The 13,802-nt window shown below is 60.8% G+C and carries 10 protein-coding genes; 4 read left to right on the top strand and 6 right to left on the bottom strand.

The genetic code is table 11. From position 1 onward, the window contains the following. Positions 1-188: 188 nt before the first annotated feature. Positions 189-1,568 carry a UDP-N-acetylmuramate:L-alanyl-gamma-D-glutamyl-meso-diaminopimelate ligase gene (gene mpl / locus ACSBQQ_RS16585; protein WP_033636810.1) on the bottom strand — a complete coding sequence of 460 codons (1,380 nt, stop codon included), beginning with the start codon at positions 1,566-1,568 and terminating at the stop codon, positions 189-191. A 169-nt stretch (positions 1,569-1,737) separates the two neighbouring features. Between mpl and fbp the strand changes: the two genes are divergently transcribed. Then, positions 1,738-2,742, top strand: a complete 1,005-nt coding sequence (gene fbp / locus ACSBQQ_RS16590; RefSeq protein ID WP_004933587.1) for a class 1 fructose-bisphosphatase — start codon at positions 1,738-1,740, stop codon at positions 2,740-2,742. 45 nt (positions 2,743-2,787) lie between these two features. Here the strand turns inward: fbp and ACSBQQ_RS16595 are convergent, their stop codons facing one another. Then, positions 2,788-4,341 (bottom strand): methyl-accepting chemotaxis protein, encoded by a 1,554-nt coding sequence (locus tag ACSBQQ_RS16595; RefSeq protein WP_060426721.1) that lies wholly within the window; start codon positions 4,339-4,341, stop codon positions 2,788-2,790. Between the two features lie 260 nt (positions 4,342-4,601). Between ACSBQQ_RS16595 and ppa the strand changes: the two genes are divergently transcribed. Then, positions 4,602-5,132 carry an inorganic diphosphatase gene (gene ppa / locus ACSBQQ_RS16600; RefSeq protein ID WP_004933594.1) on the top strand — a complete coding sequence of 177 codons (531 nt, stop codon included), beginning with the start codon at positions 4,602-4,604 and terminating at the stop codon, positions 5,130-5,132. Positions 5,133-5,185: 53 nt separating this feature from the next. Here ppa and ACSBQQ_RS16605 read toward each other — a convergent pair whose 3' ends face one another. Genes ACSBQQ_RS16605 through tamA form a run of 3 tightly spaced genes read right to left on the bottom strand, consistent with a single transcriptional unit; the run spans position 5,186 to position 11,069 of the window. Continuing rightward, a complete protein-coding gene (locus ACSBQQ_RS16605) occupies positions 5,186-5,533 on the bottom strand; it encodes a gamma-glutamylcyclotransferase family protein (RefSeq protein ID WP_033636808.1) in 348 nt (115 codons plus the stop codon). A 2-nt stretch (positions 5,534-5,535) separates the two neighbouring features. Beyond that, positions 5,536-9,354 carry an autotransporter assembly complex protein TamB gene (gene tamB / locus ACSBQQ_RS16610; RefSeq protein ID WP_060428797.1) on the bottom strand — a complete coding sequence of 1,273 codons (3,819 nt, stop codon included), beginning with the start codon at positions 9,352-9,354 and terminating at the stop codon, positions 5,536-5,538. Then, positions 9,351-11,069: an autotransporter assembly complex protein TamA gene (gene tamA, locus ACSBQQ_RS16615; RefSeq protein ID WP_170929839.1), complete on the bottom strand. Its 1,719-nt coding sequence runs from the start codon at positions 11,067-11,069 to the stop codon at positions 9,351-9,353. The genes tamB and tamA overlap by 4 nt, the downstream gene beginning before the upstream one ends. 304 nt (positions 11,070-11,373) lie before the next feature. On the opposite strand from tamA, the gene msrA reads away from it, so the two are divergent. Beyond that, the gene (msrA, locus tag ACSBQQ_RS16620) at positions 11,374-12,015 is read left to right on the top strand and encodes a peptide-methionine (S)-S-oxide reductase MsrA (protein ID WP_033648689.1); all 642 of its coding nucleotides are present in this window, start codon (positions 11,374-11,376) and stop codon (positions 12,013-12,015) included. Positions 12,016-12,195: 180 nt separating this feature from the next. After that, positions 12,196-13,521 (top strand): hemolysin family protein, encoded by a 1,326-nt coding sequence (locus ACSBQQ_RS16625; protein WP_033636802.1) that lies wholly within the window; start codon positions 12,196-12,198, stop codon positions 13,519-13,521. Positions 13,522-13,594: 73 nt separating this feature from the next. Here ACSBQQ_RS16625 and ACSBQQ_RS16630 read toward each other — a convergent pair whose 3' ends face one another. Continuing rightward, the gene (locus tag ACSBQQ_RS16630; protein WP_033636801.1) at positions 13,595-13,801 is read right to left on the bottom strand and encodes a DUF1107 domain-containing protein; all 207 of its coding nucleotides are present in this window, start codon (positions 13,799-13,801) and stop codon (positions 13,595-13,597) included. Position 13,802: the final 1 nt, after the last annotated feature.

Below are 13,802 nucleotides of genomic sequence, written 5' to 3' on the forward strand. Positions count from 1 at the left end.
GAACGGCTTTGCAGAGCTGATTACCCTCGTCACTGCCACTGCCGAGTTCTGACGCAAACGCCGATTTCCCAGAGACCCTCTCGTCGTCCTATCCGACGAACCCCGTTGCCCTCGCTCGCGAGGGCTTTTTTATGGGCGTAAAAAAGGCCGCGAATGCGGCCCTTGATGTGGCTGATGCGGCTGAGCGATCAGTAGGTGACTTTCGGTTCCTGCTTTTTCGCCAGCGCGTCCAGCAGACGGTCGTGAATGCCGCCGAAACCGCCGTTGCTCATCACCAGAATGTGATCGCCCGGCTGTGCGGTTTTCACCACCATGTCCACCAGCGTGTCGAGATCCGCGCTCCAATGCGCCGGCTGCACGCAGGCATCCGCCACTTCCGCCACCTGCCACGGAATGTGGTGCGGCTGGAACAGAAACACCTCGTCGGCGCGGCCGAGCGAAGGCGCCAGATCGTTTTTGCTGATGCCCATTTTCATGGTGTTGGAGCGCGGCTCCAGCACCGCCAGAATGCGCGCCGTGCCGCCGACCTTGCCGCGCAGCGCGGCCAGAGTGGCCAGGATCGCCGTCGGGTGGTGCGCGAAGTCGTCGTAGACCGTGACGCCGTTGGCTTCGCCACGCAGCTCCAGGCGGCGGCGGGCGTTGATGAAATCGCCCAACGCGCGGCAGGCGTCCGCCGGCTGCACGCCGACGTGGCGGGTGGCGGCGATGGCCATCAGGCCGTTATGCATGTTGTGCTCGCCCACCAGCGCCCAGTTCACTTCGCCGACCTGTTCGCCGTCGAGGAACACCGCGTAATGGCTGGCGTCCGGCGTCAGCTTCTGTGCGCGCCAGGTGCCCTCTTCCCCCACCAACTCCTGCTCGCTCCAGCAGCCCATCGCCATCACCTGCTTCAGGTGGCTGTCGTTGTCCGGCAGGATAATCTTGCCTTTGCCCGGCACCAGACGCACCAGGTGGTGGAACTGTTTCTGGATGGCTTTCAGATCGTCGAAGATATCGGCGTGGTCGAACTCCAGGTTGTTCATGATCAGCGTGCGCGGGCTGTAGTGCACGAACTTGGAGCGCTTGTCGAAGAACGCGCAGTCATATTCGTCGGCCTCGATCACGAAGAACGGGCTGCCGCCAAGGCGCGCCGATACGTCGAAGTTGCCCGGCACGCCGCCGATGACGAAGCCGGGCTGGTAGCCGCAGGCCTCGAGGATCCAGGTCGCCATGCCGGCGGTGGTGGTTTTGCCGTGGGTGCCGGCGACCGCCAGTACCCAGCGATCGCGCAACACGGCATCGTGCAGCCACTGCGGGCCGGAAACGTAAGGGATGCCACGTTCCAGCACCGCCTCCACGCACGGGTTGCCGCGCGTCATGGCGTTGCCGATGATCACCAGATCCGGCGCCGGATCCAGCTGGGCCGGATCATAACCCTGAATAAGATCGATCCCCTGGTTCTCCAGCAGCGTGCTCATCGGCGGATAGACGTTGGCGTCCGAACCGGTGACGTCATGCCCCAGTGAGCGCGCCAGCATCGCCAACCCGCCCATAAAGGTGCCACAGATCCCAAGAATGTGAATGCGCATAGGTTTCTCATGTGAGTGCATCGAATGTCGGCATATTCTAACGCTCAGAATCGTCCAGAAGAAATGGATTTGCCTATGAATAGCGCGCATCTTTGGGCTACACTGCACGCGAAAACGTTGGCGGTTTGTTAACAGGCCGCTATCCATCCGTAGATTCAGGGATTGTGTCATGAAAACGTTAGGCGAATTTATCGTCGAGAAACAGCACGACTTCTCTCACGCCACCGGCGAGCTGACCGCGTTACTTTCTGCAATTAAACTGGGCGCCAAAATCATCCACCGCGACATCAACAAGGCCGGCCTGGTTGATATTCTGGGCACCAGCGGGGTGTCCAACGTACAGGGCGAAGTTCAGATGAAACTGGACCTGTACGCGAACGAAAAACTGAAAGCGGCGTTGAAAGCGCGTGGTGAAGTTGCGGGTATCGCTTCCGAAGAAGAAGATGAAATCGTGATATTCGACGGCGAGCGAGCTGAAAATGCCAAGTATGTCGTTTTGATGGATCCGTTGGACGGTTCGTCCAACATCGATGTCAACGTCTCGGTCGGTACGATTTTCTCTATCTACCGTCGCATCACGCCGGTCGGCACGCCGGTGACCGAAGAAGACTTCCTGCAACCGGGCAGCGCCCAGGTCGCAGCGGGTTATGTGGTTTACGGTTCGTCCACCATGCTGGTGTACACCACCGGTTACGGCGTCCACGCCTTCACCTACGACCCGTCTCTGGGCGTATTCTGCCTCTCCCACGAGAAAGTGCGCTTCCCGGCGAGCGGCAACATGTATTCCATCAACGAAGGCAACTACATCAAGTTCCCTCTCGGCGTGAAGAAATACATCAAGTACTGCCAAGAGCAGGATGAAGCGACGCAGCGCCCTTACACCTCGCGCTACATCGGTTCTCTGGTGGCGGACTTCCACCGCAACCTGCTGAAAGGCGGCATCTACATCTACCCAAGCACCGCCAGCCATCCGCAAGGCAAGCTGCGCCTGCTGTACGAATGCAACCCGATGGCGTTCCTGGCCGAACAGGCCGGCGGTAAGGCCAGCGACGGCAAAAACCGCATTCTGGACATCACGCCGGTGAAACTGCACCAGCGTGCGCCATTCTTCGTCGGCACCAAGTCGATGGTAGAAGACGCGGAACGCTTCATCGCCGAAAACCCGGACGAGTAACGCGTTCTTTGCAAGGGTTCGGCGCCGCGCCGAACCCTTATCACCTTACAGCTTGAACGCCGCCATGCTCTGCGCCAACAGCTGAGCCTGATCTTCCAGCGAGCGCGTCGCCGCCGCCGACTCTTCCACCAGCGCCGCATTCTGCTGCGCCACCTGATCCATCTGCGCCACCGCCAGGTTCACCTGTTCGATACCGCTGCTTTGTTCGCGCGTCGCCGCCGAGATCTCACGCATCAACGCCGTCACCCGGCCCACTTCGCCGGTAATGCCGCTCATGGTCTGCGCCGCCGACTCCACCATCTGCTCGCCTTCCTGCACCCGGTTCTGCGACGCTTCGATCAATCCTTTGATCTCTTTCGCCGACTGGGCGCTGCGCTGCGCCAGATTGCGCACTTCACCGGCCACCACCGCGAAACCGCGGCCTTGCTCGCCGGCGCGCGCCGCTTCCACCGCCGCGTTCAGCGCCAGGATATTGGTCTGGAAGGCGATGCCGTCCATCACGCTGATGATGTCGGCGATGCGGCGCGAGCTGTCGGTGATCGCCTGCATCTTGCTCATCACCTGGCTGACCACGTCGCTGCCCTGGTTGGCGATATCGGACACGCTCAGCGCCAGTTGATTGGCCTGTTCGCAGTTCTCGGCGTTCATTTTCACCGTCGAAGTCAGCTGTTCCATGCTGGCGGCGGTTTCTTCCAGCGAAGCGGCCGATTCTTCGGTGCGCTGCGCCAGATGCAGGTTGCCGGCCGCCAGTTCGCGTGAACCGGTGTCAATCTGGCTGCTGGCGTCGCGCACTTTGCTGACCGAACTGGCCAACGCCTGCTGCATGCGCTGCATCGCCCGCACCAGGCGGCCCATCTCGGTATCGCCCTCGCCACGGATCTCATGGGTCAGATCGCCGCCGGCGATGTGTTCCAGCTGCGCAATGGACTCGTCCAGCGGGCGCAGAATGATCACCCGCAGCGCGAACCAGGCCAGCACCGCCAGCAGCACGCTGAGCAGGCCCGCCACCACGATCAGCGAGATCTTGGTGCTGGCGTTGCTTTCCGCGTCATACACCTGCTGCGCGCCGAGCTTCATCGCGAAGCTGCGGAAATCGCTGAGATCCTTTTCGAACGCGATGCTCAACGCGGAGATGCGCGTTTCCTGAATGTGATAATACTCATCGATTTTGCCGGCCTTGATAGCGGCGGCCATCGGCTTCACGCCCTGATCCAGATAGGCGCGGTAGCTGTTTTGCAGGCGGTTGGAGAGTTCGCGGCCGCGCTCGGTCACGGTGCCGACGCCGACAAAGCGCGCCATTTCCTTGTTCGACTGCTCGAGGTAACCGTAGATGCGGCCCACGGTGGCGTCGGAGACATCAGTCTGGCCGATCTCCCGTTGGCGCACCGCCAGCGAGGCGGCGGTTCTGGCGCGCAGCGTCAGGTTGGAGCTGTTGGCCAGCGAGCCCAGCTCTTCGCCGAGGATCTGGTTTAAGGTATGGATCGAGCGCGATCCTTCGTTAATCGCGTTGACGCCAATAACGCTGACCATGATCAGCAGCATGGTCATCAGGCTCAGCAGGGCGATCAGCCCAGCCTTCACCGTAATCTTTTTTAGCATGAGTTCTTCCCGGCTTCAGAATAGTGAGATCAGACGTAGTAGGGGTGGCAAAACGCGGAGCCAGCTTTGCTGGCTCATTATTGTTTGTTGAAGTTATCGGCAGGCGGAGGCAAAACTTCATGCCGCGGCGGGATTAATCTGGAAATTCTCCGTGCGCCAGCGCACTGGGTTTTCGACGATGAAAAGGGCAGGAAATCGCAAAAGAGTCCGCTATAATAGCCGCCACTCCATTTCTGGTTTGATGATTAAAGGAAACCGACATGAGCTTGAATCTGGTCCCTGCTGGCAAAGACCTGCCGGAAGATATCTACGTAGTAATCGAAATCCCGGCCAACGCCGATCCAATCAAATACGAAATCGACAAAGAAACCGGCGCGCTGTTCGTTGACCGTTTCATGTCCACCGCGATGTTCTACCCGTGCAACTACGGCTACATCAACCACACCCTGTCTCTGGACGGTGATCCGGTTGACGTGCTGGTCCCAACCCCATACCCGCTGCAGCCGGGCTCCGTGATCCGCTGCCGTCCGGTTGGCGTGCTGAAGATGACCGACGAAGCCGGTGAAGACGCCAAGCTGGTTGCGGTACCGCACAGCAAGCTGACCAAAGAGTACGATCACGTGAAAGACGTGAACGACCTGCCGGAACTGCTGAAAGCCCAGATCGCTCACTTCTTCGAGCACTACAAAGATCTGGAAAAAGGCAAATGGGTGAAAGTGGAAGGCTGGGCAGACGCTGCCGCAGCTAAAGCGGAAATCATCGCCTCCTTCGAACGCGCTGCCAAGAAGTAATTCTCGCCGCCGTCCGATGAAAAAACACCGCTCATTGAGCGGTGTTTTTTTTATTACTGATCGTCGAGACGCTTCAGCCAGTCACCGCTGGTAATTCGCGGGTAACCGTCCACGCTGTGTTTGTACAGGTAGATCCACGCACTCCCATAAGGCGTCTGAATCAGCTCGCGCTTATAGTCCTTGGTGTTGCTTTTCAGTTCGTCCAGCTCTGCCAGAATCGATGAGTTAATACGATACACCTCGCAATGTATCGTGCCCTCTCCAGGGATCGCCGCCGGGTAATGGCCCAGATTATAAATCTGATAGCCTTCGAGCTCGTGCTCGCCGAGCCATTGGGCGTTGGTCATCCAATGGCTGTTTCCCTGTTTGCGCCGTAAACTGCCGTAGACAATTATTCGCATCGCTAAAACTCAAACTGATAGAGCAAATCTAATGCCTGGTCGAGACCAGACACCGCTTCAAGATACAACTTAGGCATCAGGCGATAACGCAACGTCAGCGTGGCCAAGGAGTCGAAGATGCCCACCCCATATTTTACTTGTAAGCCTGGGAGAACATAGCCGCTCACGACAACCTGGGAACTGTCGCCAACCCCCTGAGTGTCCAGAGCCAAATTACTTACGCCGAATGCCTCGCCGATTTTACCCACAAGTTGACCACTTTGTGCAACCCCCATGCCGATTAACATCGAGGTCATGGCGTTGCCGTCGGCGCCGGAGCTGCTCAAGCCCTGGCCGCGCAGCAGATAAGACAGGGCTTCCTGTTGCGATTTGGCCGGATCGGAGAACACTTCCAGCTTCGGCGCATCCGCCAGGCCGGTCACGCGCACGCCGGCGGTCACATCGTCCTCGGTGGATTCCGGGTTGCGGATCGCCTCGATATTCAGCAGCGGCTGATCCGGCGGGCCGGAGAACATCAGCTGCCCTTTACGCACGATCAAATCCTGACCATAAGCATGGAAGCGGCCGGAAGGGATGTCAATCTGGCCGTTGAGGCCCAGCCCTTTCTTGTCCTGCACCACCTTCAGGTCGCCCTTCAGGCGGGCCTTGAGACCAAAAGCGTCCAGCCGCACGTCGTTGCCGACGTGGATCATCAGATTGCTGTTGATCGGGATCGAGGCGGTCTTCGGTTGAATCGGCTTCAGCTGGTCGTCCAGCATCACCTCGTCGGAAGAGACGCCCACCGCGCTTTCCGGCAGCTCCTGCACCGTGATGCGCGCCCAGGGAATGTCGACCTTGCCGTTGAGCGAGAACAGCTGCGGCGTGGCTTCGAACACCAGATCCGGCGACACGTCGATGCGGATCATCGGCGGCACCGTCACCCGCAGCTTATCGCCCTTGGCGGCAATGCGCGCACGCCAGGCGTTGATATCGCGCCAGTCGGCGTCGCCCGCCAGATTCAGCTGGCCGCGCGTGGTGCTGAGCAGCCCTTCCAGCGTCGAGGTCATGCCGTTGAAATTCACCGCCAGCCGCGCGTCGGTCATATCGAACGGCATCCAGTGCCCCTGCACCTTCGCCCGATCCAACGCCAGGCGCCCGAACACCAGCGGCTTCTGCGCGCTGCCGCCCAGGCGCAGGTTAGCGTTCAGCATGCCCGCCGCGCTTTCGCCCTTCATCAGCGCCGGGTTGATCAGCGCCAGTGAGATGTTGGTGATATTGACGTTGCCGCTGATGGTGCGCCGCACCTGCGGATCAGCCACCTGGATATTGCCGTCGAACTGGCCGTTGTTGGTCAGCTTGATCCGCCAGTCGGCCAGCGCGCGACCGTTGTTCAGGCCGGCGTTGAGGGTTAGCGTGTCGAAGGCGATCGGCAGCGCGTTGCCCTGCACCTGCTGCACCACTTTGACGCCGTTGCCGGCCAGCGTGACTTTCGCCTCCGGCAGCGCGCCGCTCGGTTTCCAACTGACGTCGGCCCGGCCGGTGAACACCCCGCTCAGGGCGGTTTCCGGGCCGAGGAACGGCTTGATCATCGCCAGATCGAACCGGTTGAGCACCACGCTGGCCTGGCCGCTCTGGCCGGCTTCAATGGTCTTAGGCACGCACAGCTCGGCGTTCGGGTTCTGCCAACAGTGCGGCCCGACGCTGATTTTCTGCTCGGTGTTCAGGTAGTCCAGCGCGATGGCGCGCGTCAGGCGCCATTCCCCGACCGGCGTATCGAAGCGAGTGTTGTTCAGATTGCCGCGCCAGCGCTGCTGCTGGCGATCGAAACTGCCCTGCAGCGCCAGCTGGCCGGAGACCGGTTTGCCGTCGATCTTCAGCTGCAGCTGGTGCTGCTTCTCGCTGCCCTTGGCGTCGAGGGTCAGCAGGCTGACCTCCAGCGCATCCTGCTTCAGCTGCTCGACGCGTACCGCCAGTTGCCCCTGAATCTGATCCGTGGAGCGCACGTCGCCGTCTATTTTCACGCGGTTGATGCGCAGCGCCTGCCACTGCAGGCCGGATGCGGTCAAATCCGCCAGCAGCTGCGGCGCCTGCAGATTGCCGCGCAGCTTCAGCAGTCCTTTGGCGGTGCCGCCCAGGCCCGGCAGCGCGCCGTCCAGACGCGGCGCGTCGATGTTGGCGTCCAGGTTCCAGCTCTTCTCGTCCAGCTGCCCTTTGACGTTCAGTTGGTTACGCCCCAGCGCCAGATCGATGCCGGGGATTTTCCACTGCCCGGCGGCGTTGCCGCTCAGCGTACCGCGCGCCGTGACCTTGTTCTGCTTCACGTTGCCGTCCAACTGCAGCACCGGCACCTGCAGCTGCCAGCTGCCGCCGTGCAGGCTACCGCGCGTGGTGATCTTGCCGTCGAGTTTCGCCGGCCATTCCGGCCACTGCTTGGCGGTATTGATGCCGCTCAGCGTCAATTGCGAGGTCCAGCTGATGGCCTTGCTCCAGTCCACCAGCGCGGTGAGATCGGTATTGCCCTGCAGCGCCGCCAGCCGCAGGCGCTCCAGCTTGAACTGCTCGACGTTGCCTTTGCCGTCCAGCGTCAGCACCGCCGGCGGCAGATCCTGGCCTTTCAGATTGGCGCGCGTCGACAGCGCGTAGTCGGTCGCCTTGCCGTTAAAGCGCAGGCGGAAATCGTTGACCTGATACTGCGCCTCGCCGCTCAGCGGCCATTTCAGCTGCTTGCTCTGCAACGTCAGCACCAGCGGCAGGCCGGCTTCGGCCAGCCGGGTTTGCACATCGAGCTGGGCGCCGACCGGGCCGGACAGGTTCAGCGCCACCTTCAGCTCGTCACGCAGCCCGCCGCCGACGTTCAGCTTCACCTTCTCGCCCTTCAGCGGTTCGATGTTCAGCGCGCTGTTGGCGGTCAGGGACACCGGCCAGTCGCCGGTCAGGGTTGCCTGCCCCTGCAGCGACAGCGTGCCCTGTGGCGACTTCACGTCGAAGTTGTCCAGCTGGATATGTTGATCCTGCGTGCTGGCCTGCAACAACAGGCTCGTGATCAGCACGTCGGTATCACCGGTCAAGCGCAGCTGTTCGCCACTGATCTCTTTGACGGTGATATCCAGCGGCAGGCGGATGTCCGGCAGATCCGGCAACAGCGGTTTGGCGAACAGTTCCTTCAGCGTTTCGCCCAGCGGCTTCTCTTCCGGCTGAGGTGCCGGCTTCGCCGCGTCGGTAACCTGCTCGCCGACCTTTTTCGCCACCTCGACCGCCGGCTGCACCGCTTCCGGCAACGGGTTTTGCGGGGTTTTCGGCAAGGCGATCAGCAGCGAGCCGATCTTGGTGGGCATCAGCGTCAGCGCGCGCTCTTGCCACTGCGCGCCGGTGCGGAACTCGGCCAGCGAGATGGCGGTGTCGTCGACGGTGACCTTGACGTTGTTCAACGCCAACAGGCGCAGCGTGATCGGGTAAGGCGTGCTGAGATTGGTGGTCGGCTCACTGCTCTCCTCCACCGGCGCGGAAGGCGCCATCTCTTTGGTGTTCACCGCCACGTCCACATCCTGGGCGGTCAAGGCGTTGACGCACAGCGAGCTGCGCTTAAAGCAGGAGAGATCGAGCGACAGATGGAACTGCCCGGCGTTGACCGTCACGCCCGGCATCTGATACTTCACGCCCTTCAGCGTCAGATCGCGCCAGCCGCCGCTGACGCCGGCGATCTCCAGCCCCGGCACCCAGCGCGCCGCGCCGTTGATGACCATATGCAAACCGGTGGTGGTGCCTATCAGGAAGGCCAGGCCGCCGATCAGCAACAGCAGAACGACCAGAAATCCGAGACAAATCTTTTTAACCAGGCTCATAGTTCAGGCCCCAAACCGATGTAGAACTGCATCCCGTGGGTGTCCTTGTCCCCCACGGGCGCGGCGATATCCAGCTTCACCGGCCCCACCGGCGACTGCCAGCGCACGCCTACGCCGGCGCCGGTCTTGAAGTTGCTCTTCTTGATATCGTTCACCGCTTCACCGGAGTCGACGAACATCGCCCCCCACCATTTGCCGGTCACGTTGTATTGGTACTCCAGCGAGCCGGTCAGCATCTTGGAGGCGCCGGTCAGCTTGCCGTCGTCACCGCGCGGCGAGATGTCTTTGTACTTGTAGCCGCGAATGCTGCGGTCACCGCCGGCGAAGAAGCGCAGATCCGGCGGCACCTTGTCGAAGTCGTTGGTTTCTATCCAGCCCACCTGCCCGCGCGCCACAAAACGATGCTTGTCGGCCAGGGTGCGGATCCAGACGTTCTGCGCCTGCATCAGCGCAAAGTCCACGCCGGAGCCCCAGGAGGTGTCGGACACGTCGATAGAGTAGCGCTGGCTGTCGCCCCAGGTCGGCATCAGACCGCCGCGCGAACGGGTGCGGCTGAAGCTGACGCCGGGATACAGCAGCATGGTGGTGTTGCTGACGTTACCCTGGGTAAAGTTATCCCAGCGCCAGGTCAGGTTGATCGCCCGCTGCCAGCCGCTGGAAAGATCCCAGTTGCGCGAGGCCACCACTTTGGAGGTGACGGACTTGGTGTCGTTAAGATCGACGTTCTTGAGGCCGCCCTGCAGCAGGTAATACTGCTCCAGCGGGTTCTTGAGCAACGGGATTTTGTAGGTCAGATCCAGCTGCTGCTCCGGCGCCGACACGCTGGCGCTGGTTTCCAGGCTATGCCCGCGATCGTTGAGCCAGGGCTTTTTCCAGGTGCCTTTCACCCGCGGGCCGACGTCGGTGGAGTAACCGATACCGGTTTCGACGGTGTTGCGCGTGCGCGGCGTCACCAGCGCGTCCAACGGCAAAATCTTGTTCTCTTTGGCATCGTTGAAATCAGGGGACACCACCACCGAGTTGAACCAGTTGGTGGCGGACAAACGGCGGTTCAGCTCGGCCAAATCCTCCGAACTGTAGTAATCCCCCTGATGAAAGGGCACCAGATTTTGCAGATAGTCTTCGCGGATTTGCGAACCGGTGAATTTCACCTTGCCGAAGCGGTAACGTTCGCCGCTGTTGAAATCGATATCCCAAAACGCCTTGTGCAGATCTTCGGCCACGCCGAGTTGGCTTTTGGTCATGTCGGCGTCGAAGTAGCCTTTGCGCAGCGCCAGGCCGGTGAGCGAGCCTTTGAAACTGTCATACTTGCCGTGGTTGAGGATCTCGCCGATGGTCGGCCGCCCCTTCTTCACCAGCGCCAGGTAGTCCTCATCGGTCTTCGCGCCGCCTTCCAGCACGATGTTGGCGCCGGCTATACGCACCGGTTCGCCCGGATTGACCTTGGCGTGCAGCACCGGGCGCGACATCCCCGGCCGATCGTCCAGCGTAAACTCGATGGTCGGCTGGTAATAGCCGAGCGCGCGCAGCCCCTGGCGCACCGCCTCATCCACCCGCGCGCGGAAGCGCCCGTCGGCGCCGACCTCTTCAGGCGTGATCGACGACAGCCGCACCCGGACGTTTTTTTCCAACTCTCCGCTTAACCCCTCCACCTGCAAGCGCACGTTGGCCGCATAGGCCGCAGGTGCCGCAAGCAACACAGATATCAAGCACATGACCGGGTACTTTGGCACGTGTTCTCCTTATTGATTTTACTTTCCTGTTATGGTGTTCGCTCCGGGGCCAGGGCAGACTCCGCGCTATCATGACGGCAGCCCTCTTCAACCTTGTTCCGGACGCCGCCCGCCGCGCTTGCCACCACCGCGCAACAGGCGAATTCTTCACTTTTGGCGCTCAAAATACTGCGTTAAGCTTATACATAAACTCAACTTGCCACTTATTGTGGGCAAAGACGCGGTGAGATACAACCGAACCGCCCCCATGTAGGGTCAATTCTTACTGTGACAACAGGAGTCAACCGTGGTGCCATTTTTTGATAAATCACAAACCGTCGATAAGGCAAGCGCGCTGCCTGGCCGCACCACGCCAATGCCTGTCGCAACGCTCAACGTGGTCACCGAACACTCGATGACCCAGGTGCCGGCAGGCATGGAGGTGGCGATCTTCGCCATGGGCTGTTTCTGGGGCGTTGAGCGCCTGTTCTGGCAGCAGCCGGGCGTTTACAGCACCGCCGCCGGCTACAGCGGCGGCTACACGCCGAACCCGACCTACCGCGAAGTGTGCAGCGGCCAGACCGGCCACGCCGAAGTGGTGCGCGTGGTGTTCGATCCGCAGGTCGTCAGCTACAAACAGCTGCTGCAGGTGTTCTGGGAAAATCACGATCCGGCGCAGGGCATGCGCCAGGGCGGCGACGTCGGCACCCAGTACCGCTCGGCGATTTATACGCTGAGCCCGGAGCAGCAGGCCGAGGCGGAAAGCAGCCTGCAGCGCTTCCAGCAGGCGATGGAGGCGGCAGGCGACAAGCGCGTCATCACTACCGAGATCGCGCCGGCGCTGCCGTTCTATTACGCGGAAGACGATCATCAGCAGTACCTGTTCAAGAATCCGGAAGGCTACTGCGGGCTGGGCGGCATCGGCGTTTGCCTGCCGCCGCAGGGCTGATCCGATGCCGGCCGGCGGCACTTTTTTAACCGCTGGCGGCCCCTGTGGGGCAACTGCTATACTGTGCGGGCCGCTTCTGCGGCCCGATAGCTTCCCTTCTGGTTGTTATCGCTGCTTTTTTTGCTATGTACTACCCTTCCTCAAGAGCGCCGGCATCCCGTCGGCACGTATGGATAGATTATGTTAAACAGTATTTTACTGATTCTTTTTCTGATCGCGGTGAGTGCGTTCTTCTCACTGTCGGAAATCTCTCTGGCCGCCTCGCGCAAGATCAAACTGAAGCTGATGGCGGACGAAGGCAACGTCAACGCCGCCAGAGTGCTTAAACTGCAAGAAACCCCAGGCATCTTCTTCACCGTGGTGCAGATCGGCCTGAACGCCGTGGCCATCCTCGGCGGTATTGTCGGCGACGCGGCTTTCTCTCCCACCTTCAAGGTGTTGTTCGATCGTTTCCTGTCGCCCGAACTGGCGGAACAGGTCAGCTTCATCTGCTCCTTCGTGCTGGTGACCAGCCTGTTTATCCTGTTCGCCGATTTGACCCCGAAGCGCATCGGTATGATTGCACCAGAGACGGTCGCCGTCCGGATCATCAACCCGATGCGTTTCTCCATCATGATCTTCCGCCCGCTGGTGTGGTTCTTCAACGGCATGGCCAACCTGATCTTCCGTATGTTCAAGCTGCCGATGGTGCGCAAGGACGACATCACCTCCGACGACATCTACGCGGTGGTGGAAGCCGGCGCCCTGGCGGGCGTGCTGCGCAAGCAGGAACATGAGCTGATTGAAAACGTGTTCGAACTGGAATCGCGCACCGTGCCGTCTTCGATGACCTCGCGCGAAAGCGTGGTGTACTTCGACCTGCGCGAAAGCGAAGAGAGCATCAAGGAGAAGGTCTCGACCCATCCGCACTCCAAGTTCCTGGTGTGCGACGGCCATATCGATCAGGTGGTCGGCTACGTCGACTCCAAAGACCTGCTGAACCGCGTGCTGGGCAACCAGAGCCTGGTGCTGAGCAGCGGCGTGCAGATCCGCTCGGCGCTGATCGTGCCGGATACGCTGACGCTGTCCGAAGCGCTGGAAAGCTTCAAGACCGCCGGCGAAGACTTCGCGGTGATCCTCAATGAATATGCGTTGGTGGTGGGCATCATCACCCTCAACGACGTGATGACCACGCTGATGGGCGATTTGGTCGGCCAGGGCCAGGAAGAGCAGATCGTGGCGCGCGACGAAAGCTCATGGCTGATTGAGGGCGGCACGCCGATCGACGACGTGATGCGCGTGCTGGATATCGACGAGTTCCCTCAGGCGGGCAACTACGAGACCATCGGCGGCTTTATGATGTATATGCTGCGCAAGATCCCGAAACGCACCGACTTCGTCAAATACGCCGGCTACAAGTTCGAAGTGGTGGATATCGACAGCTACAAGATAGACCAGTTGCTGGTCACCCGGCTGAGCGACAAACCGGCGGCGGTGCTGCCGAAAGCGCCGGAAGACACCCCGTAGCTTGACGGCGATAAGACAAAAACATCAGCGGCCCCATCGGGGCCGCATTTTTTTACCGCCGTCAGCGAGGTGTTCACCCCATCTCGGCCTGCAGCAGCAGCACCTGACGGTTCACTTCAGACATCACGCTGAAATGGCGCTTGTCGCGAATCTTCGGCGGCAGGATTTTCCCCTCGTCGAATTCAAATGCGCCCACGTCCTTGATATACAGCCTTCCGCGAAACAGGGTCTTAACGTACTTCGCCACTTTCAAAGGGTTATAACGCTGGAAGATTCTCATT

The sequence above is a fragment of the Serratia sp. G204Y genome, from assembly GCF_051172435.1.
Taxonomy (GTDB): domain Bacteria; phylum Pseudomonadota; class Gammaproteobacteria; order Enterobacterales; family Enterobacteriaceae; genus Serratia; species Serratia sarumanii.